Source organism: Caulobacter sp. P1_D6 (genome assembly GCF_056406095.1).
Genome location: NZ_JBFUAW010000009.1, coordinates 1 through 20,548, shown reverse-complemented (window position 1 = coordinate 20,548; position 20,548 = coordinate 1). Strand labels below are relative to the sequence as shown.

General features: G+C 67.3%; 18 protein-coding genes. 5 read left to right on the top strand and 13 right to left on the bottom strand.

Features of this window, described 5'->3' with window-relative positions:
- Positions 1-24: 24 nt before the first annotated feature.
- On the bottom strand, positions 25-504 hold the full coding sequence (locus AC1DYP_RS06405) for a MerR family transcriptional regulator (RefSeq protein WP_477035109.1): 480 nt from the start codon (positions 502-504) through the stop codon (positions 25-27).
- Positions 505-687: 183 nt separating this feature from the next.
- On the opposite strand from AC1DYP_RS06405, the gene AC1DYP_RS06400 reads away from it, so the two are divergent.
- Positions 688-1,323, top strand: coding sequence for a S24 family peptidase (locus AC1DYP_RS06400; protein ID WP_477045639.1), 636 nt, complete (start codon positions 688-690; stop codon positions 1,321-1,323).
- A gap of 20 nt (positions 1,324-1,343) precedes the next feature.
- On the opposite strand, the gene AC1DYP_RS06395 is transcribed toward AC1DYP_RS06400, so the two are convergent.
- Complete coding sequence (locus AC1DYP_RS06395) at positions 1,344-1,553, bottom strand: hypothetical protein (protein ID WP_477045638.1); 210 nt, start codon at positions 1,551-1,553, stop codon at positions 1,344-1,346.
- A 471-nt stretch (positions 1,554-2,024) separates the two neighbouring features.
- Here AC1DYP_RS06395 and AC1DYP_RS06390 point away from each other — a divergent pair, with 471 nt between their 5' ends.
- Together AC1DYP_RS06390 and AC1DYP_RS06385 are read left to right on the top strand one after the other, a co-directional pair.
- Positions 2,025-3,335, top strand: a complete 1,311-nt coding sequence (locus AC1DYP_RS06390) for a UDP-glucose dehydrogenase family protein (protein WP_477045637.1) — start codon at positions 2,025-2,027, stop codon at positions 3,333-3,335.
- Positions 3,332-4,309 carry an NAD-dependent epimerase/dehydratase family protein gene (locus AC1DYP_RS06385; protein WP_477045636.1) on the top strand — a complete coding sequence of 326 codons (978 nt, stop codon included), beginning with the start codon at positions 3,332-3,334 and terminating at the stop codon, positions 4,307-4,309. The genes AC1DYP_RS06390 and AC1DYP_RS06385 overlap by 4 nt, the downstream gene beginning before the upstream one ends.
- Positions 4,310-4,320: 11 nt before the next feature.
- Here AC1DYP_RS06385 and AC1DYP_RS06380 read toward each other — a convergent pair whose 3' ends face one another.
- Both AC1DYP_RS06380 and AC1DYP_RS06375 read right to left on the bottom strand, forming a co-directional pair.
- On the bottom strand, positions 4,321-5,604 hold the full coding sequence (locus tag AC1DYP_RS06380) for a hypothetical protein (RefSeq protein WP_477045635.1): 1,284 nt from the start codon (positions 5,602-5,604) through the stop codon (positions 4,321-4,323).
- Complete coding sequence (locus AC1DYP_RS06375; RefSeq protein WP_477045634.1) at positions 5,601-6,887, bottom strand: acyltransferase family protein; 1,287 nt, start codon at positions 6,885-6,887, stop codon at positions 5,601-5,603. Before AC1DYP_RS06375 ends, AC1DYP_RS06380 begins: the two co-directional genes overlap by 4 nt.
- Before the next feature lie 266 nt (positions 6,888-7,153).
- Here AC1DYP_RS06375 and AC1DYP_RS06370 point away from each other — a divergent pair, with 266 nt between their 5' ends.
- A complete protein-coding gene (locus tag AC1DYP_RS06370) occupies positions 7,154-8,392 on the top strand; it encodes a glycosyltransferase (protein ID WP_477045633.1) in 1,239 nt (412 codons plus the stop codon).
- A gap of 41 nt (positions 8,393-8,433) precedes the next feature.
- Here AC1DYP_RS06370 and AC1DYP_RS06365 read toward each other — a convergent pair whose 3' ends face one another.
- From AC1DYP_RS06365 to AC1DYP_RS06345, 5 genes are all read right to left on the bottom strand, one after another.
- The gene (locus AC1DYP_RS06365; protein ID WP_477045632.1) at positions 8,434-9,570 is read right to left on the bottom strand and encodes a glycosyltransferase family 4 protein; all 1,137 of its coding nucleotides are present in this window, start codon (positions 9,568-9,570) and stop codon (positions 8,434-8,436) included.
- Entirely contained in the window at positions 9,567-10,556 is a 990-nt protein-coding gene (locus AC1DYP_RS06360) for a glycosyltransferase family 2 protein (protein ID WP_477045631.1), read from the bottom strand. The genes AC1DYP_RS06365 and AC1DYP_RS06360 overlap by 4 nt, the downstream gene beginning before the upstream one ends.
- Entirely contained in the window at positions 10,553-11,713 is a 1,161-nt protein-coding gene (locus tag AC1DYP_RS06355; protein WP_477045630.1) for a glycosyltransferase family 4 protein, read from the bottom strand. The genes AC1DYP_RS06360 and AC1DYP_RS06355 overlap by 4 nt, the downstream gene beginning before the upstream one ends.
- Complete coding sequence (locus tag AC1DYP_RS06350) at positions 11,713-12,753, bottom strand: polysaccharide pyruvyl transferase family protein (protein ID WP_477045629.1); 1,041 nt, start codon at positions 12,751-12,753, stop codon at positions 11,713-11,715. Before AC1DYP_RS06350 ends, AC1DYP_RS06355 begins: the two co-directional genes overlap by 1 nt.
- Before the next feature lie 79 nt (positions 12,754-12,832).
- Positions 12,833-14,317 carry a lipopolysaccharide biosynthesis protein gene (locus tag AC1DYP_RS06345; protein ID WP_477045628.1) on the bottom strand — a complete coding sequence of 495 codons (1,485 nt, stop codon included), beginning with the start codon at positions 14,315-14,317 and terminating at the stop codon, positions 12,833-12,835.
- A gap of 575 nt (positions 14,318-14,892) precedes the next feature.
- Between AC1DYP_RS06345 and AC1DYP_RS06340 the strand changes: the two genes are divergently transcribed.
- On the top strand, positions 14,893-15,969 hold the full coding sequence (locus AC1DYP_RS06340; RefSeq protein ID WP_477045627.1) for an acyltransferase family protein: 1,077 nt from the start codon (positions 14,893-14,895) through the stop codon (positions 15,967-15,969).
- 3 nt (positions 15,970-15,972) lie between these two features.
- Here the strand turns inward: AC1DYP_RS06340 and AC1DYP_RS06335 are convergent, their stop codons facing one another.
- The 4 genes from AC1DYP_RS06335 to AC1DYP_RS06320 form a co-directional block, all read right to left on the bottom strand.
- Complete coding sequence (locus AC1DYP_RS06335; RefSeq protein WP_477045626.1) at positions 15,973-16,749, bottom strand: glycoside hydrolase family 16 protein; 777 nt, start codon at positions 16,747-16,749, stop codon at positions 15,973-15,975.
- Between the two features lie 121 nt (positions 16,750-16,870).
- On the bottom strand, positions 16,871-17,866 hold the full coding sequence (locus AC1DYP_RS06330; protein ID WP_477045625.1) for an NAD-dependent epimerase/dehydratase family protein: 996 nt from the start codon (positions 17,864-17,866) through the stop codon (positions 16,871-16,873).
- 196 nt (positions 17,867-18,062) lie between these two features.
- Complete coding sequence (locus AC1DYP_RS06325; protein WP_477045624.1) at positions 18,063-19,718, bottom strand: lysine--tRNA ligase; 1,656 nt, start codon at positions 19,716-19,718, stop codon at positions 18,063-18,065.
- 50 nt (positions 19,719-19,768) lie between these two features.
- A complete protein-coding gene (locus AC1DYP_RS06320; protein WP_477045623.1) occupies positions 19,769-20,212 on the bottom strand; it encodes a hypothetical protein in 444 nt (147 codons plus the stop codon).
- Positions 20,213-20,548 lie beyond the last annotated feature (336 nt).

Below are 20,548 nucleotides of genomic sequence, written 5' to 3'. Positions count from 1 at the left end.
TGGAGGAAGAACGCGGAATCGGGTCTACTTGCCCAATGCTGCGTCGCCGTGACCGTCGAGCCTGGCGCGCAGCACCTGGTCGTAGTCGGCGGCGCGGGGCAGCAGGTCGGGGCGGATCTCGGCCAGGCGCCGCTCGAGGCGGGAACAGGCTTCGCGCAGTTCGATCAGGGCGCCGTCGATGTCCTCGCGCTGTTGCTCCAGCGCGGTGGCGCGCTCGCGGAACTTCTTCAGCGATCGGGCCATCTGGGCCGCGCCGTCGTCGTTCTCGTCATAGAGGTCGAGCAGTTCGCGGATTTCCGACAGCGACAGGCCCACGCGCTTGCCGCGCAGGATCAGCTGCAGGCGGACGCGGTCCTTGTGGGAATAGACGCGGTTGAGGCCCTCGCGGGCCGGGGTCAGCAGGCCCTTGTCCTCGTAGAAGCGCAGCGCGCGCGGCGTGGCTTTGAACTCGTTGCACAGCTGACGGATTGTAAAGGTGCGCTCTGGACGTCGCAGGTCGGCCAACATTCGAACCCTCCCTGGGCAGGCCCGACTTCTGCGGACGGGCCGGTTGGTTATCGCCGATTACCCTATGCCCGCGACATTCTGACGTCAACGCTTACGTAAGCGTCAACTTGACTGCGGGCGGATAGGTTTACTTTCCTAGGGTAGAGGCATATTTTCCAGGCTCACGGCCAGGATGCAGCCATGACGCCTCTGTCGCACACCGAAATCTGGACCGCGATCGACGCCCTGGCCAGGCGGTTCGACATGAGCCCCTCGGCGATGGCGAAGATGGCGGGCCTGGATCCCACCGCCTTCAACCGTTCAAAGCGCGGCGAGGGCGATTCCCGTCCGCGCTGGCCGTCGACCGAAAGCCTGGCCAAGGTGCTGGAGGCGACGGGGGTCGGCTTCTCGGAATTCGCGGCCCTGACCGAACGGGCGCCCAGGCCCAATCCGCGCGCCGTGCCGCTGATCGGCTTCGCCCAGGCCGGGGCCGAGGGCGCGTTTGACGAAACCGGCGCGCCGGTCGGGTCGAGCTGGGACGAGATCGATTTTCCGGGATTGGGCGAGGAGGGCGTCTACGCCCTGGAGATCACCGGCGACGACCTGGCGCCGATCTTCCGCGACGGCGACCGCCTTCTGGTCTCGCCGTCGGTCGAGCCGCGCCGGGGCGACCGGGTGGTGGTGCGGACCACGGGCGGCGAACTGCTGGTCAAGGAGCTGGCGCGGGTCACGGCCCGCAGCGTCGAACTGGCTTGCCTCAAGGGCGACGGCCAGGACCGGACGCTGGATCTGGCCGAGGTGGTGTGGATCGCCCGTATCCTGTGGGCGAGCCAATAATCCCTAAATCAAGAAGGGGATCAGGTGCGCGGGCAGTCGGCGTGCTTGCTCTGCAGCCAGGCGGTCAGGTCGCCTTCCCACGGGGCGTCGCACGAGATGTCGACACGGTAGGACGCCCAGTTGTCGTTGTGCGCGGCCTCGACGTGCGCGCCGGGGAACTGGGCGGCCAGTTCGCCGAGCAACGAGTCGAATTCCGAGCGGTCCGAAGGGCGGAGAGTGAAGCAAGCCATGAGACTAACCTTGGTTCTGATGAAACCAGACTAGACTCCAAATTGCGGACATACCCTTAACCGGCAATTTAGCTGCCGTTCATCTTTCAGGTCATGGTGTCGCAGGCGGCGCCCGTCGTCCTCTGGTCTGGCGGGCCTGCTTCACGAGCTGCTCGCCGCCACGGGTTCACGGTTCTGGGGCGCGGAGGCAGGCGTGAAGCCTCAGGTGCTCCGCCGGCGGTTTCGAAACCTCTGCGGGCGGAGCAACAAGAACTGACATTTCATGCGTGGCCCCGCTTGCCGGCCGATGCTGTATATTTGCGCTGCGCGCGGGAAGCCGGACATGTCGAGTGACTGCATTTCTCACATCGAAATGGGCGAATGCGTCAAATATCACGCGAACACGATTGCGCCTGACTGTTGGACAATGATAGCCGACAGCTAACTTTGTCTCGCCGCATTGGGCGGGGTCCTTAATAAGATGGGGATAGTATGCGCGTAGCGATGATCGGCACGGGCTATGTTGGCCTGGTTTCTGGCGCTTGCTTTGCGGACTTCGGTCACGTGGTGACCTGCATCGACAAGGATCCGAGCAAGATCGAGCGCCTGGAGAAGGGCGAGATCCCGATCTTCGAACCGGGCCTGGACGATCTGGTGGCGCGCAACGTGCGCGAAGGCCGCCTGTTCTTCACCCTGGAAGGCGCCAAGGCGATCAAGGAAGCCGACGCGGTGTTCATCGCCGTGGGCACCCCGACCCGGCGCGGCGACGGCCACGCCGATCTCAGCTACGTCTATGCGGCGGCTGAAGAGATCGCCGGCCTGATCGAGGACTTCACCGTGATCGTGACCAAGTCGACCGTGCCGGTCGGCACCGGCGACGAGGTCGAGGCGATCATCAAGAAGGCCCGTCCCGACGCCCAGTTCGCCGTGGTCTCCAATCCCGAATTCCTGCGCGAAGGCGCGGCGATCGAGGACTTCAAGCGTCCCGACCGCGTGGTGGTCGGCACCGAGGACGAACGCGCCCAGGCGGTGATGCGCGAGCTCTATCGCCCGCTGTCGCTGAACGAGACGCCGATCGTCTTCACCGGCCGTCGCACCAGCGAACTGATCAAGTACGCCGCCAACGCCTTCCTCGCCATGAAGATCACCTTCATCAACGAGATGGCCGACCTGTGCGAAAAGGTCGGGGCCGACGTGCAGCAGGTGGCCCGTGGCATCGGCCTGGACAAGCGCATCGGCGGCAAGTTCCTGAACGCCGGCCCCGGCTATGGCGGCTCGTGCTTCCCCAAGGACACGATCGCCCTGGTGCGCACCGCCCAGCAGTACGGCGCGCCCGTCAAGCTGATCGAGACCACCGTCGCGGTGAACGATTCGCGCAAGAAGGCCATGGCCGAGAAGGTCGCCGCCGTGCTGGGTACGGACGACCTGTCAGGCAAGACCGTCGGCGTGCTGGGCGTGACCTTCAAGCCCAACACCGACGACATGCGCGACGCCCCCAGCCTCGACATCCTGCCGGCCCTGCTGGCCAAGGGCGCCAAGGTCCAGGCCTTCGATCCGGAGGGCGCCAAGGAAGCCGCCCACATGATGCCGGGCGTGACCTTCGTCGCCGGCCCCTACGAAGCGGCCCAGGACGCCGACGTGCTGCTGATCATCACCGAGTGGGACCAGTTCCGCGCTCTGGACCTGACGCGCCTCAAGACCCTGCTCAAGGCTCCGGTCGTGGTCGACCTGCGCAACGTCTACAAGCCCGCCGAAATGGTCCGCGCCGGCTTCACCTACGCCTCGATCGGGCGCGGCGCATGAGCGACGGGCCGGTCATCGTCACCGGCGCCGCCGGTTTCATCGGCATGCACGTGGCCGAGCGCCTGCTCGACCGCGGCGAGACGGTGATCGGCGTCGACGTGTTCAACGACTATTACGACCCGGCCCTGAAGGCCGCCCGCGCCGCCCGCCTGGACGGCCGGCCGGGCTTCACCATGGTCCGGATGGATATCGCCGACGACGCGGCGATGATGGCCCTGGTCCGCGACAGCGGCGCCAAGCGGATCGTCCACCTGGCCGCCCAGGCCGGCGTGCGCTACTCGATCGAGAACCCCTTCGCCTACCAGCGCTCCAACCTCGCCGGCCATCTGTCGGTGCTGGAAGCCGCGCGCCACAACGGCGTGACCCACCTGGTCTACGCGTCGTCGAGCAGCGTGTACGGCGACCGTCCCCTGGAGGGCGCGGGCTTCAAGGAAACCGATCCCGTCGATGCGCCGGTGTCGCTCTACGCGGCCACCAAGCGCGCCAACGAGCTGATGAGCATCAGCTACGCCAAGCTCTACGGCTTCCCCATGTCGGGCCTGCGGTTCTTCACCGTCTACGGCCCCTGGGGCCGGCCGGACATGGCCTATTACGGCTTCACCCAGAAGATCCTCGGCGGCCAGTCCATCGAGGTCTACGGCGAAGGCAGGATGGCCCGCGACTTCACCTATATCGACGACATCGTCGATGGGATCGTCGGCGTGCTGGACAATCCCCCGGCCCAGGGCGGCCACGAGATCTACAACATCGGCGACAACGATCCCGTCGGCCTGATGGAGATGATCACGACGCTCGAGACCGCCATCGGCCAGGAAGCCGTCAAGGTCATGCGCCCCATGCAGCCCGGCGACGTGACGGCGACCTTCGCCGACATCGACAAGCTCCACGCGCTGACGGGCTACAAGCCCAAGGTGAAGCTCGCCCAGGGCCTGGACCGGTTCGCCAAGTGGTACGCGGAATTCTACGGCCGCTAGGGCTTTCGGCTCTAGGCGGCGGGTCTCGCCCCAGGCGTCATCGGGGACGCCATTACGGGCGTCGCCTGGGGCGTCACCAGCCGCAGGCGCCAGATGTGCGGCAGCAGGCAGTAGACCACGGCCATCGTCGTGTCGAAGGCCTCGAACATCATGTACATCCCGACGCTGATGAACAGGAACGTCGCCAGCTTCCGCTCCTGAAGGCCTCGCGGACGCTCGCGTGCGTACAGCATCGCCGCCGCGGCGCTGCTGACCACCAGGATGATCCACGCGACCATGCCCAGCGCGCCGTTCTCGACGAGGACGCGCAGGAATTCGCCGTGGACGCCGATCCCCGGACGGATGATCGGCGACTCCGAACTGGCGTAGGTCCCGACCATGGTCGTGACGTAGGACCCCGTGCCCAGGCCGATGACCGGGTGCTGGCGGGACAGCTCCATGATGTAGTTGAGCTGCCACTCGCGCTGCTGATTGCTGAGGGTCTGGACGACGTCGCCGTGCGCGAAGCCGGTGAGCGTGCCGATCTGCCGCGTCACGTAGCCGGACGTGTCGATCGCGGCGGCGAGCGGGCCGATGATCAGGATCGCCATCGGCGCCAGATAGGTCAGGGGGTTGCGCAGGTTGGCCATCAACAGCAGGGCGACGCCCAGCAGGATGTAGGCCTTGCGCTCCCCCGACAGCAGGATGATCACCGCGACGACGCCCATCAGCGCCGGGCCGTACAGCCGCGCGGCGTGGGTCTTGGACGTCACGAACGCCAGGGCCAGGAACGGCAGGAGGCTGTAGGCCGTCTTGGTGTCCCAGAGATACTTCCAGGTCACCAGGTGCCGGTGGGTGACGTGCCAGCCGATGGTGCCGATCATCAGCACGGCCAGCAGGATCGACGAGTACTTGAAGAACCGCTTCATCGACCGCTGCGAGTAGCAGACGACGAACGGCACGATGAAGACGTAGGCGGACGCCATCTGGGCGACGCGATAGATGCCCTGGCCGACGCTGGTGTAGAACGCCAGTCCGAGGTGGGCGCACATGAACAGCAGCAGCGCCGGCGAGCCCGCGATCTGCATGCCCCGGGGCGAGAGGATCAGCCGCCATTGGGTGACCGCGACCAGCAGCGCCACGACGAAATAGGGCAGGGCCTTGCGGCCTTCGCCGGCGAACCCGCCGATGAACAGCATGATCGGCGTCACGGCGAACAGGAAGTCCATCCGGGCTTCGCGTCGCGACGTCGCGGTCGAGGCCGAGGCTGTGTTCGGGGCCGTGCGCGGGGCGGTTCCGTAGGAAAGCGTGGTCACGTCTCTGATTTTCTCTGTGGCGCGAGATGGGCGGCCGACGGCCCGTCCAGCTCCGAGGCGAGGCTTGGCGCGTCGTTCCGCGGCCGGCGCAACATCCGGGCGAGCCTTTGCGGCCAGTCCGGGAAGGTGCACGGACGCTCGATGAGCGCGTAGAAGACAAGGCCGGCCGCGATCGCCGCGGGGATCAGCACGCCGAAGGCGATCGCCCAGGCCTGCAGCAACGAGGTCGGCTGAACCAGCTTGAAGACGACCTCCGACATCATCTGCATCAGCGGCACGTGCGTCAGGTAGATCGAATAGCAGGCGCCGCCGATCAAGGCGAGCCAGGGCGCGCCGGTCACGCGTCGTCCGATCGTCCCGCGCGCCGCGCCGTAGTAGATCGCCAGGATGCACAGCGCCCGCGCGCCGTCCCGGAGGGCGTGCTCGAGGAAGCCGTGCACGCGCTCCTCGTAGTGGCCGCTGGCGGCCATGCAGACCAGGCCGAGGAGGAGGGCGACGTCGAAGACCGACTTGGTCGGCTTGGCGAACGGCGAGGCCTCGGTCGCGAAATCGCAGATCAGCATGCCCAGCAGGAACGGCCAGGCATGTCCCAGCAGCGTCCAGCGGTGCACGGACTCCTGGTCGGCCCCCAGGATCGCCGACGAGGCCAGCCAGGCGACGATGGTGGCCAGCAGGATCGCGACCCGCCGGACTTGATGCTTCAGCTTCAGCAGCAGGCCCAGGATGATCGGGCTGATCAGGTAGAACTGCACCTCCACCTCCAGCGACCAGGCGGGCGGGTTGAGGCGCGGCGGGGCGTTGAAGATCATGCCGTGCGCATAGACCAGGCTGGCCGCCAGGCTCTGCCACAGCGGCGCGTCGGTCCGGTGGAAGGAGGGCGCGTGGCTGGGCGCGTATCCGGACAGGAACAGCAGCAGGAAGCAGCCGATCAGCACCAGGAAATAGGGCGGCTCGATCCGCAGCAGGCGGCGGCCGAAGAACTTGCCGATCCGCGGCGGGTGTCCCGACAGGAACGGGAAGGCGATGATGTAGCCGCTGATGAAGAAGAACAGGTCCACGCCGACGTGGCCGTGCGGCAGCCACTGCATGAAGAGGGTCTCGGTCCCGCTCGGCGTCCCCGCCTGGTCGTAGTTCCGGAAGCCGCGAAGGCCCGAGTGCCAGAACAGGACCGGGATGATCGCCAGGAACCGGAGGCCGTCGATCTGGGGAACGTAGGTTCCGGCGTTCGTGACGCGACGCAGACGGGATGGCAGGTCGTTCAAGCCAGACAAGATCGAGACCATACTCACCCTCTTCGCCCTCGGCGCCTAACACAATCCTACTAGATTGAGCAAACCATCTGTCGCGCGCGATCACGTGACGGAGACGTCACAAAGAATTCTCAATTGCTAATCAGCCCTACAAAAAGGCCGAAAACGCACAGTTCTTATTCCCGCCGCAAAAAATCGCGATCTGTGGTGCGAATGGGTCAAATGCCCATGGTGTCGCGACGTTGTTGCTGTAAGCACCAACAATAAACCACTTCATCGTTGGAGCCCCGATCGTTTCCATGAGCGCCGAGAGTTTGAACGCGGACAGCCTGAAGATCGTGCACGTCCTGACCCGCCTCCTGCGTGCGGGATCCGAGGAAAACACCCTTCACTCCTGCCGCTCGCAGCGCGACGCGGGCCATCAGGTCTGGCTGGTTCACGGCGATGAATCCGATCCCGCGGTGGCCCGGCGCGCGGCCGAGGTCGCCACGGTCATCGAGGCGACCGAACTGGTCCACCCCATCTCGCCGATGAGCGACATCCGCGCCGTGCGGCGGATGGCGGCCCTGTTCCGCGAGATCAAGCCCGACGTCGTCCATACCCACCAGAGCAAGGCCGGCATCCTGGGCCGGATCGCCGCCCGCATGGCCGGGGTGCCCACGATCGTCCACGGCGTCCACATCCTGCCGTTCGTCAATGTCGGCCTGGCGCAGACGGCGATCTATGTCGGCGCCGAGCGCCTGTGCGCGACGTTCACCGACGCCTTCGTCAATGTCAGCCCGTCGGTCCGCGACACCTCGATGGAGTACGGCATCGGCGCGGCCAACCGGCATTTCGTGGCCTACAGCGCCATGGACGTCGAGCGTTTCAAGGCTCCCAAGCCGCCGGCCGACTGGCGCGAGGTGCTGGGCGTGGCGGACGGGGCGGACAAGCCGCCCACCGTCGTCATGCTGGCGGCCTTCGAACCGCGCAAGCGGCACGTCGAGTTCGTCGACGCCCTGCCCGAGGCGTTCGCCGGCCTGCCGGACTGGCGGGTGGTGTTCGCCGGGGAGGGCGCCGAGATGCCGGCCGCCAAGGCCGCCGTCGCCGCCCTGGGCCTGGCCGACAAGGTGCGGTTCACCGGCTATCGGACCGATCCGGAAGCGATCATCGCCCTGGCCGACGTCTGCGTCCTGGCCTCGTTGCGCGAGGGCCTGCCGCGCGTGCTGGTGCAGTACGCGGCGGCCGGCAAGCCCAGCGTGGTCAGCGCCTTGCCGGGCCTGGAGGACGTGATCACCGACGGCGTCAGCGCCGTCGTGACGCCCAGCGCCGACATCTCGGCGGCCGCCTCGGCCGTGGCCCGCCTGCTGGCCGACGACGAGGCGCGCGGACGCCTGGCGGCCGGCGCGGCGGCGATCGACGTCGACGCCTGGTCGCCGGCCAGCATGCACCGGGCGATCCAGGGCGCCTACGACTACGCCCGCGCCAATCCCATCCGGGGCCGCGCCAAGGCCTCGCGGCCCGCCGCCGAGCCGGCCGCCGCCGGATCCACGTCCTAGACGACGGGGCGGCGCGTTCGCCGCCTCACCGTCAGGCGAGTTCAGGGCCAGGCCAGTTCGGGGAACGTGCCGCGCGCGCAGCTGGCCCAGTTGAAGGTCTCGGCCCGCAGCCGCGCCGCCTGGCCGTCCCGCGCGCTGAGCGCGGGGTCGCGGGCATAGGCGGTGATCGCCCGGGACATGGCGTCCAGGTCGTCGTGCGCCACCAGGACGCCGGTGTCGGCCATCACCTCGGGAATGCCGCCCAGGGCGGTGGCCACCGTGGGACAGTTCTGGGCCGCGGCTTCGAGCAGGACCAGGCCGAAGCCCTCGATCTTGCCGGGCAGGTCGCGCGCGCAGAGCGTGTGGCACGCCGCGCGCTGATAGAGGCGCTTCAGGTCGTCGTCCGACAGCCGGCCGGTCGCGATCACCGTCAGGTTCAGGCGCTTGGCTTCCTCGAGCACCGCCGCGGCATAGGCGTCGTCCTCGGGCCGGCCGGCGATCACGAAGACCGGGTTTTCCAGGCCGTGGGCGTCACGGGCGTGCGCGATGGCCTGCACTGTCTCCAGCTGGCCCTTGCGGGCCTCGATGCGGCCGACGGCGCAGATCACCGAGGCGTCCGACGGCAGCGCGGCTAGGGCGGGGTGCTCGAAGCCGCCCGTCGCCGGTTCGAACCACGCGGACTCGACGCCCAGATAGGTCACCACGCCCCGGCGCGGCGCGCCGAAATTGGCCGAGAACAGATCCAGCGTGGCCTGGGAGTTGGAGGTGATCATCTCGGCGGCGCCGTAGGCGCGCTTGACCAGGCCGAACAGCGGCGAGCCGGCCTTGAACTTGCTGACCTCGCTGCCGTGGATCATCGCGCGATAGGGACGGCGATGCAGCGGCGAAAGCGCGTAGGCCAGCAGGACCGTGCGGATGTCGGCCGCCAGGAACGGCCAGCTCTTCGGCGTGCGGCGCAGGAGCCCCAGCGTCTTCAGGGCCGCGCCCGGCGAAATGCGGTGGTGGCCCAGGACGCGGAGCGCGTCCGGGTCGGCGGCCGGCTCGGGCAGGTCCGGATAGGACGGGGCGACGACCTTGGCCTTTGAGCCCCCCTCGCGCACGGCGTCGACCAGCCGCCCGGCATAGGTGCCGATGCCACCGGGAAAGGGCGGATACTCGCAGGTGAGGACGATCACACCCTCGGGCGTGGAGACGGTCATTGGGTGACGACCCCCATCGCTTCGCGGCGGCCCTTGAGCTTCGACGCCAGCAGTCGATAGACCAGCGGCGCGAAGGCGCTGGCGACGATCAGCGACGCCCAGGCCCGCAGGTTGAACGGATCCAGCTGGACGGCGAAGCGCAGCAGCCGCGCGGCGCCCTGGCTGTCGCCGAACAGGAAGCGGTGGTTGCCCAGCTTGCGGGCCCGCTCGGCCAGGCGGCGGGTGACCAGCGGCATCAGGCGCGGCTCGTCGGCGGCGGCCTTCAGGGCCACCAGGGCGTGGTGGGCCATCAGGTCCTTGCGCCCGCCGGTGATGCTGGCGCCGCGATTGCGCTTGTACAGCACCGGGGCCTCGACCAGCGCGAAGCGGCAGTGCCGCGACAGGCGGATGTAGAAGTCGGTGTCCTCGAAGATCCTGACCGCCGCATCGAAGCCGCCGCACGCATCGAAGGCGCTGCGGCGGATCAGGGTGGTCGACGGGATGATCGGCGGGTCGCTGAGGAAATAGGCGCGGGTCAGGTCGCGCGCGTGGCTCAGGTCCAGCACGCTGGCGCGCTGGGCCTTGGTCAGGTCCATTTCCGGGAAGGTGAAGTAGCCGCCGTAGACCAGGCCGACGCCGTCGTCGTCGAGGATCGTCTGGAACTGGTGCTCCAGCTTGTCCGGGGTCCAGAGGTCGTCGCCGTCCAGGATCGCGAAGAACGGCGCCGTCACCGATTTCAGGGCCAGGTTGCGCTGGGCGGGCAGGCCCGCGCCGCCGGGGCCGTAGATCACCTTGATCCGAGGGTCCCAGCCTTCGATCGTCTTCAGCACCGCGACGGTGTCGGGCGCGGAGCCGTCGTCGGCGATGACGACGGCGTCGATCAGCTCGGCGCGGGTCTGGTCCAGCACGCTGCGGACGGCCGCGCCGATATACGGGCCCTCGTTGTAGCACGTCATGATGACGGAGACGGAGGGCGACGCGCCTTGAGGCGAAGCTGGGGAGGTCATGCCGCCTTCATCTCCTCGATGACCTCGAGCAAGGTCTGGCGCGTCTTGCCGGCGATCGCGTCGATGCCGATGTTCTGCTCGGCGAAGGCCCGGCCGGCCTCGGCCATCTTCCGCCGCGCCTCGGGCGACAGCGCCATGGCCGTCCGCATGGCCTCGGCGAACGCTTCGGGTTCGGAGGCCTCGACGATGAAGCCGTTCTTGCCGTGGTCGACCACGTCGGCGACGCCGCTCGCGGCGTAGACGATGGGGATCACGCCCATGGACATGGCTTCCAGCAGCGAGTTCGACTGACCCTCTCGCATCGAGGCCGAGACGAAGAAGTCGGACTTCGACAGCTCCGGATAGACGTCGGAAGCGTGGCCCGGGAACGAGATCAGGTCGGGGTCCGCCGCGCCGGCCAGGTTGATCAGGCGTTCGCGGTCGGGACCGTCGCCGAGGAACACCATGCGCGCCGGCTTGTCGCCCTGGGCCAGCTTCAAGGCGGCGTCCAGCAGCACGTGGATCCGTTTGTCGGCCACGATCCGGCCGGTGAAGATGAAGCGGTCGCCGGTGCGCTTCTCGAGGGAGGCTTCCAGCTCGTCTCGCGGCGGCAGCACCACGCCGTTGGAGAAGGCGGCGACGCGTTCCGTCGGCACGCCCAGGTCGTGCAGGTCCTGGACGATCTGGCTGCCGTTGGCGACGAAGCGGTTGACGCGCTTGACCAGCAGCTGCTGCACGAAACGGCCGTAGAAGAACTTCTTTTCCCGCAGCGCGGCGAAATCGGACGCCTCGCCGCCGCCGCCCAGCTTCAGGAGCAACGGCGAGCGGCCGGACATCGCGGCCAGCGCCGGGCCCAGGGCGTGCAGCCTGGCGTGAAAGACATAGATCGGGATGCCGCTGTAGCGCGCGGCTCCGAACTTGTTGCGGAACCAGAGGGTCCACCGCAGGAACGACATGAAATGGCGACCGCCCAGGTTCGGATAGGCCGGCGTGTAGAACCGCTCGATGCGTCCGAACGAGGTTTCCTCGCTCGTGGGATTGGCCTTGGAAATGGTCGGGGTCGCCAGGGTGACGTCGACCCCGGCGCGATGCAGGGCTTCGGCCAGGATCCGAGCCTGACGCGCCGCCCCGCCCGCGCTGTCAGGATAGAAGGCCGGCGCCGCCAGGATCAGTCGCATCAGCCGACTCTCTGCGCGAGCTCTTCGTACCGCGCCCAGATGGCGGCGGGTTCGAAGCCCTTTGAAGCCGTGGCGAAGTCCATGGCGGCCTTCGCGCCGTCGGCGTCCGAAATGACCACGGAGGCGCCGAGCTGCTTTTTCCAGGCCCCGATGTACGACGACAGCTTTCCGTAGCTGTTGTCGATGGCGATCACCGGCTTGCCGAGCAGGAAGCCGAGGATGGCGCCGTGCAGCCGGGACGTGATCCAGACCGGGTTGTCGTTGAGGGTGCTGCCGACCTTGACGATCTCGCGGTGCAGGGCCTTGAAATAGTGCTCGTCCACGTCGCCGATGATGTTGCTCAGCGGGCGGGCGGCCGAGATCTTGTTCACCAGCCGCCGCTCCGCGCGGTAGCGGACGGACAGATAGTCGTCCCAGTCGGTGAACTCGCTGGTGCGCTCGCCGATCACGCCCGGGACGGTCGTCTTCTCGACGTCCGTGCGCATCAGCATCAGGGTCCCCTTGTCGACGGACGGCGCGCGGACCTCTTCCAGCAGGGACGGCCACAGCTGGTGCGCCATGTCCGGCATCAGCTTCACGCGCTCGCCGAAGTAGGGCTTGGTCAGGCCCAGGCTCACCTCGTCGCGCACGAAGAAGGTGATGTTGGGGTGCTTGTTCATCTTCTCGCAGGCGCGCGCGAGCTTCTCGGGGCTGCTGAAGTGCACCGTCTGCGGCATGACGACGATCTGGTTGTCGGTGAACTTCTCGATGATGCGTTCACGGTAGGATTGGAAGTGCGGGTAGATGTCGCCGAAGTTCCCGCCGCCGTGCAGGACGATGACGTCGTCCTTGCCGATCGGCAGGCGATCGTCGCTCTCGGAGTTGCCGACGTTCCGCGAGAACTTCCGCTTGATGTTGTAGCGGTCGAAGAACTTCAGGGTGCCCAGGACGATCAGCAGGTCGCCGAGATTGGTCGTCAGGGCATAGTCCAGGTACGCCACCCGCCTGCCTTGGGGGATCAAGTCGGCGATCACGGAATGCATGGCTTGCAGCTCGCGCATACCGGCGTCACGAGGCAGGAAGTTTCGATCCATTGGGAGCAATCTCGCAGCTAAATTTGTTCGCGCGTGGCGTTGTCGGTTAGTGGGCGGCGGTGAAGCGGGTCGCGATGCGCGCCATCAACCGGGTCTTGATGCTGAGTAGGCGGCCGCCGGCTTCCTGGCCAAGCCAGAACGTGGGGCTCGTCGCCACCAGAGCGCCGGCCACCGTCACGCCGGCGGCGCCGGCGATGAAGTGTTGGATCACCAGGTGGAAGTCATGCAGGAGGCGCAGGGCGCCGGCGTCCACGACGCCCACGGCGATCGCCAGTACCAGTGAGCGGAGATGCACGACGATCACGTCCCAGAAGCTGGATCCAGATATCCTCGTCGCATAGGACATTGATGTGACGTAGAAAATGGTGATCGACAGCGAAACGCCGATTGCGACGCCATAGATTCCATATCGGCTGCCGATGATCGAGGACGTGACCATCATTGCGGCATAGAAGCCCTGCCGCAGGGCGGCCGCGCCGGACTTGCCCACCGCCACGGCGAAGCTCTCCGAGATCTTGAAGACGCAGCGCGGCACCAGGGTGGCGAACAGGATCTGGGCGACGGGCACGGTGTCGCCCCACTTCGCGCCCAGCGTGATCGCCACGATCGCGGGCGCCTGAAGCGCCAGCAGGACGGACGCCAGGGCGTAGATCGGCAGGCTGACTTCCAGGGCGGAGATGAACGCGCGCCTCAGCCGTTCCGGATGGGCCTGGATGTTCGCGAACGCGGGCATCAGCACGCGTTGCAGCGGGGTCGCGGTCGCGGCGACCACCAGGTCGAGGAGTTTCCAGCCTCGCGAATAGAGGCCCAGCGGCGCGGCGCCCAGCATCCGGCCGATGACCGCGTTCGCGCCGGTGTTGGCGACCCAGTTGAACGCGTAGGACAGGCCGAACAGGCCCGATCCGCGGATGTCCTTCAGGGCCTCGCGGTGGAAGGCCGGCTTCAGCGGCAGGCGCGCCATGACGCCCACCGTGACGGCTTCGGTGAAGCCCGACACGACCAGGGCGGCGATCAGGGCCCAGACGCCGAAGCCCATCAGCGCCATCGGCACCGCGACGAAGATGTAGCCCACGAACTGGGCGAGGATGCTGGCGATCGCCAGCACCCGGAAGCGTCCGTTGCGCTGCAGCTGGGCGCTGGCCACCGAGAAGACGGCCTTCAGGGGAATGGTCAGCGAGGAGATGGCGAGGGTCGGCGCCAGCAGCTTGAACTTGAAGAAGGCTTCCGCGGCCGGCGAGGCCAGGGCGACGAGAGCGGCCAACGACGCGCCGACCAGCACGGCGACCGTCAGGGTCGTGCGGACGTCCTCCTCGGTCAGCGCCGCCTTGCGGATCAGATTGACGCCGAACGCGCCGTCGAACAGCACGTTGGCCAGGGCGAGGACGACGAACGCCGCCGCCATGACCCCGAAGTCCTCGGGGCCGAGCAGGCGCGCGAGCACGGCGGTGGACACCATGCTGATGGCGGCGTTGGCGAAGCGGCCCCCGACCAGCCAGGCCAGACCTTTGGCGATTCTCTTCGTGGCGGCCATGCTACGCGATCGATCCCTGCATGAAGGCGCCCTGCATGAAGGCGGCGGGGCGTCGCATGCAACGGCGGGGGCGACGGCGGGGGCGACGGCGGGGCGGGGCGCGCATCGGGAGGGGATCGGACGGCGCCGCCAAGTCTGTCAGGTTGGTTAGCGTCACGCTCTATCCCCGCTGGAAAGCACAAATGCTGCATTGCACACCGCGTTCACGGTGGCCAGATGAAAGCCTTGTCGCGACGCGATTTAATCGAATTGCACGCCAAGGCGTGAATAGTCGGCTCGACGGCCGAGACCCATAATTGATCTTAATGTGACGCTCGGATGACCCCTGCTCCATTTTCGCCTGTTGAGAGAAGACCGCTCGCGAGGGAGAGCTGAGGCGGAGCGTCCAGCGCGGATGAAAGCTCGTCCATGACCGTCTCCGGGCGCTGATGGATTATTTTCAACCATCCCTCGTGATCTTTTTGTGTCCACGCGTTTTTGGACTGAATTCCCCAGCTTAGCCGTTGTATGCTGCCCGGACTTAATCTTGACCATTTGTGCGTATTTTTCCGACACGTGGACGTTAGGAGAGAGCGGTGGAGCGACTGCAGCGCATACAGTATCTGCGAGGTATTGCTGCGCTCCTCGTGCTCCTGAGTCACTTGGACGGCGTCACTAAACCTTTCGCCGATCATGAAATCGTCGCAACGATATGTTCCGCCTTCAACGGTACATTTGGCGTCGACATCTTCTTCGTGATCAGCGGCTTCATCATGGTCTACACCTGCCGCAACAGCTTCGGCGCTCCGGGCGCCGCCGGCCCGTTCCTGTGGCGAAGAGTTGTCCGCATCGCGCCGATCTATTGGCTGATGACCATCGTCGAGGCCGGCATTCTCTTTATCAGTCGCCTCGACAATCCGGGCCATCAGATCACTCTGAAGCAGCTGGCCTTGTCGTTCCTGTTCATTCCCTACGAATGGCATGACGACAAGTTCAGGCCCTTGCTCGGCCCCGGCTGGTCCCTGAACTACGAGATGTTCTTCTATATTGTCTTCGCCGCCACGCTTTTCCTGACCATGAGGCGCGCCCTCGTCGCGCTGGCCGTCGTCTTCGTGGGCCTGGCGCTGGTGGGCCTGCTGTCGCCCCCGGGCGCGGTCCTGATGGCCTGGACCCGTCCGATCATCCTGGAATTCCTGGCGGGCGGCCTGCTGGCCGGCGCCTATTGCTGGCTGGACGACCGGCGCGCCCTTCCGGCCTTCAAGTGGCCCATGCTGCTGGCGGCGGTGTTCCTGGTGATCCAGGCCCTGCTGCCCAACGCCGGCGACGGCCTGAGCCCCTGGAAGTGGAGCAACTGGCTTCTCGCCGTCCTGATCGTCGGTTCAGCGACCCTCCTGGCCGCCCCGAACGCCAACACCGTCGTCAGCCGGGCCATGGTGACGCTGGGCAACGCCTCGTACAGCCTCTACCTGACCCACGTCATCGTCCTGGCCATGCTCGCGGCCGTCTGGAAGAAGGTCGGCGCCTTCGACACCGTGGGCCTGCTGGCGTTCCTGGCCATCGGCATGGCGTCCACGCTCGCGGCCGGGTTGCTGTCCTACAGGCTGCTCGAGCTTCCGATGACCAACGCGCTCAAGTCCCTGAGGCCGCGCCGAAGCCGGCTCGCCGTCGTCTAGGTCCTATTCGGCGGCGTAGGCCCTGATGTAGTCGACCTGGAGGGTCATTCCGTCGACGGCGTCGGCCAGTTCGCCCGGATTGATCGTCAGGGAGACCAGCGGGTAGTAGCTCACGCTGAAGCCCGGCCCGACGACGGCGCGCGAAACCTCCTGCCGGTCCATGTAGAAGGTCACCGTATCGCCGCGCCTCTGGGCGCCGTAGGTGTGCCACTCGCCGTCGAGCAGCCGCGTGCCCATGCCCGTGTAGTTGGACGATCCCGAATGTCCCAGCGGGGCCTTCTGCCAGAGGTGCACGGCTTGGTGATGCCCCTTCGGGTCGCCGCCATACCATTCCAGGACGTCGATCTCGGCGTGGCCCGTCACCGGATCGTCGTTGGAGAGCAGCCATAGCCCGCCCCAGAACGCGGAGGTCTTGACCGACGGCAGCTTGATGCGGGCCTCGAAATAGCAGTCGGCGCAGGTGAACCCCTGGCCCGCCTTGTCGACGGTCTGCACGGTTCCCGAGCGCCAGGTCCCTTCGGCGGTCTTGTAGGCGCGGAGCGACAGCACCCCGTCGGCGATCTGGTAGGCGGGGCCGGTCGGGGGGTCGAACTTCCCCGCGCCGTAGGGCGCGTGCACCGGCGCGAACAGCTTGGGGCCGGTCAGGCTTACGGCGCCGTCGAACTCCTCGGAGAACGCCAGCGGCCGGTCGCCCAGGTCGATCGGCGCGCCGGAGAAGTCCTCGGTCCAGACGGCCACGGCGGGATTGGCGGCGGCGGCGAGAGCCATGGCTAGGAGCATTGCGGGGGCCTCCTTGAACGATCAGCCGAAAACCGTGCGAGCGCACGGATGCGATCGACCTGACCAAGCGGTCAGGCCCGGAAACGTTCCCCTGTACAGCTTCAGGTTTTATCGGCGCCTGTTAAACGAACGATTTCCGGGTCGCTTCCGCCCAATTTTCGATCCCCGCGGCCAGGGCGCGATCCTTGAGCAGGCCGTGGCGGACCGCCCATTCCGGATAGACGTGGGTCGAGCGCACCAGCTTGGTCACGCGATCGGGGTGAACCCCGACGCCGAACCCGTTGAGGGCCGACAGCGACTTGGCCACCGCCATCACCATGCCCAGCGGCACGTCGATCAGCCGCGCCTGGGGGAAGTAGCCGCTCTTCAGCGTGCTGACGATGTTCTCCAGGGTCGGGCATTCCGGATAGCTGGCGTTCAGCGTCTCCTGCGGCTGGTCCGTCTGGCCCGCGGCCAGGATCAGGTCGATCAGGTCCTCGACATAGATGCACGACTTGATGGTGTCGCGCCGGCCGGGGAAGACGAAGAAGCCGCGCTTCAGCAGCGCCGCCATGCGCGCGAAGTTGCCGCCTTCGCCCGCGCCGAACACGACGGCGGGCCGGACGACGGTCAGCTTGCGACCCGACCCGGCCTTCAGCCAGGCCTCGTGGATCTTCTCGGCCATCAGCTTGGATTTGCCGTAGGCCGACACCGGCGACGGCTTGCTGTCCTCGGTCTTGCGCTCTTCCGAAGGGCCGTAGATCGAGATCGAGCTGGTGAACGTCACGTGCTTGACGTCGGCGCGCTCGGCCAGCCGCGTGACCTCCAGGGCGCCGTTGACGTTGGTGTCGTAGTACTCGTGATCCTCGTGCCCGGGCGTGGTGTGCACGGCGGCCAGGTTGAAGATCCGATCGATCCGGCCCAGGTCCAGCGCGCCGATGTCGCGCACGTCGTGGGTGATGTACTCGGCGCCGGGGATGGTCTTGCGCGGCGGGCGCAGGTCCAGGCAGACCAGTTCGGCGCCCATGCCGTGAAGCCGCTCCGCCAGGTGGGTTCCGATGAAGCCCGACGCCCCGGTGATCAGTACACGCTGGCCAGAAAAAGCCTTGTCCGCGCCAACTTCAGTGTGGGAACTCATCTCGGCGGCGCCTCGTCTCTAAATGATGGCTCGGTATAGAGCGTGTTCCCGCGCGTTGGAACTCGGTCCAACGACAGGCCGCGCCCAAACCGCAGGGTGCTTCAATCTTGGGCTGCCAGCCGCGAGAACCGGCCCCGCGACGGCGGGCGGCGCGGAAGTCCGTACCGTGACTTGGTGACAGGATTTCGACTGGGACCTAGCCTAGTTTTTCCTCGATCAGCGCGGTCGTGCGGTCCAGGCCGAAGATCGCGGCGAACGAGCCGAAGCGCGGGCCCTGGCTCTGGCCCAGCAGGACCTCGTACAACGCCTGGAACCAGGCGCGCAGCGGCTCGAACTCATGGTCCTTGCCGACCGCGAACACCTCGTTCTGGATCAGCTCGGCGTCCTGGCAGTCCGAAGGCAGGGCCTTCAGGCGGCCCAGCAGGTCGAGGATCGCGGCGCGTTCCTTGTCGTCCGGCGCGCGGAACGCCTTCGTCGGCTTCACGAAGTCGTCGTAGTAGTTGATCGCGTAGCCGGCCAGGCGGTCCAGCAGCGGCTGGCTCTCGGGCGTCGCGCCCGGGATGTAGCGCGACAGGAAGCCCCAGAGGATCGCCTTGTCCGAGGCGTTGGCGGCCGAGACCAGGTTCAGCATCAGGCTGAACGACACCGGCGAGCCGTACTGCGGCGGGCGGCCCGAATGGACGTGCCACACCGGGTTGTCCAGCTGCTTGGTCGGCTCCTGCCGGGGATAGGCGTCCAGCTGCTGCAGGTACTCGTCCGTCGCCTTGGGGATGACGTCGAAATACAGCTTCTTGGCCGACTTGGGGCTCTGGAACATGTAGTACGACAGGCTTTCCGGCGCGCCGTAGCGCAGCCAGTCCTCCATCGACAGGCCGTTGCCCTTGGACTTGGAGATCTTCTGCGAGTTCTCGTCGAGGAAGAGCTCGTAGTTGAAGCCTTCCGGCGGCACGCCGCCGAGCGCCTTGCAGATCTGGGCCGAGGCCTTGACCGAGTCGATCAGGTCCTTGCCGCTCATCTCGTAGTCGACGCCCAGGGCGGTCCAGCGCATGGCCCAGTCGGGCTTCCACTGCATCTTCACGTGGCCGCCAGTCACCGGGACCTCGACCTTCTGGCCGTCCTCGTCCTGGAAGACGATCGTGCCCTTGTCGACGTTGCGCTCCAGCGTCGGCACCTGCAGCACCTTGCCGGTGCTGGGGCTGATCGGCAGGAACGGCGAGTACGAGGCGCGGCGTTCCTCGCCCAGGGTCGGCAGCATGACCTTCTGGATGGCGTCGAAGCGGGCCAGGGCCGTCAGCAGGGTCTCATCGAACAGCCCGCCCTTGTAGCACTCGGTCGACGAGACGAACTCGTAGTCGAAGCCGAAGCCGTCGAGGAAGGCGCGCAGGCGGGCGTTGTTGTGGGCGCCGAAGCTGTCATGGGTGCCGAACGGGTCGCGGACCACGGTCAGCGGCTTGCCCAGGTCCTCGATCAGCGGCTGCTTGTTCTCGATGTTGTCGGGAACCTTGCGCAGGCCGTCCATGTCGTCGCTGAAGGCGATCAGGCGCGTGGGGATGGCGTCGTCGGTCAGGGCGCGGAAGGCCGAACGCACCATGGTCGTGCGGGCCACCTCGCCGAAGGTGCCCAGGTGCGGCAGGCCCGACGGGCCGTAGCCGGTCTCCAGGATCACCGGTTTGGCCAGGGCCGGGAAGGTCTTCACGGCCTCGTCGGCCTTGCCGGCGTGGATCAGCGTGGCGGCGAGGTCGCGCTCGGCGTCGGACAGGCGCAGACGCAGGATGCGGGCGAGCAGGGCGCGCGCCTGCTCGAACGGCCAGGAGCGAGCGTCGCGGGCGAGGGGGGAGAGGCCTTCAAACATGGCGCGGGGTATAGGCGGTCCGCCCCCGCCTGTCATCCCGGGCGCGAACCCTAGAGGCAGTCGCCCCAGGTCGGCTTGCCCCGACGCGACACCTGCGCGTCGACGCCGGCGCGCAGCTCGGCCAGATCCGCCGCCGCCATGCCGCGATAGAGGTCGGCGGGATCGCCCTTGCACAGCTTGTCAGTGGGCTCGTCGACCCAGGTCTGGTCACGCTTGAAGCGGGCAAGGTCCTTGGCCGTCCAGCCGTTGGCGAGCACGTAGCCGTCGAGCTTGGCCACGGCGCGGCCGATCTCGGCCTGCAGCGGCGCGTCCTGGCCGGGGAAGCAGCGGCGCCCGACCTGGTCGACCACGCCATAGATCGCAAGGGCGCACATCACGCCTTCGCCGGGCGGCGGCTCGACCTTGTCGGGCGTCTGTCCGCCCGCGACCGACGCGGGGCCGACGAGCAGGGCGGCCAGGGTCAGCGCGCCAATCCAGCCGAGGGTGCGTTTCATGGTCGAAGTCAGCACAGTCTTCGACGGCATGGTCAAGCCAGCGGCTTGGATCTGGCGGGCGTCAACGGGCGTCTATCCCCGGCGCTCAGCGAACAAACCCCGGCGATTTCAACGCCCTGAATTTTCTCGACCCGATTTGGTCCTCACCCTTTCGCGGCGCCCGTATCCTTGACCCACCTCGCCGCAGGGAAAGGGCGCAAGGCCAGCGACCGATGCGGCGGCGGGGGGCGATCGAGCGGGACTGGGCTGGAGGGGGTTACTTCAGCGTGTCCGGGGACTCCTGTCGTTGGGGAGCCCGCCCGCCGTCGGCGTCGAACGGGGATAAAGCGCGTGTAT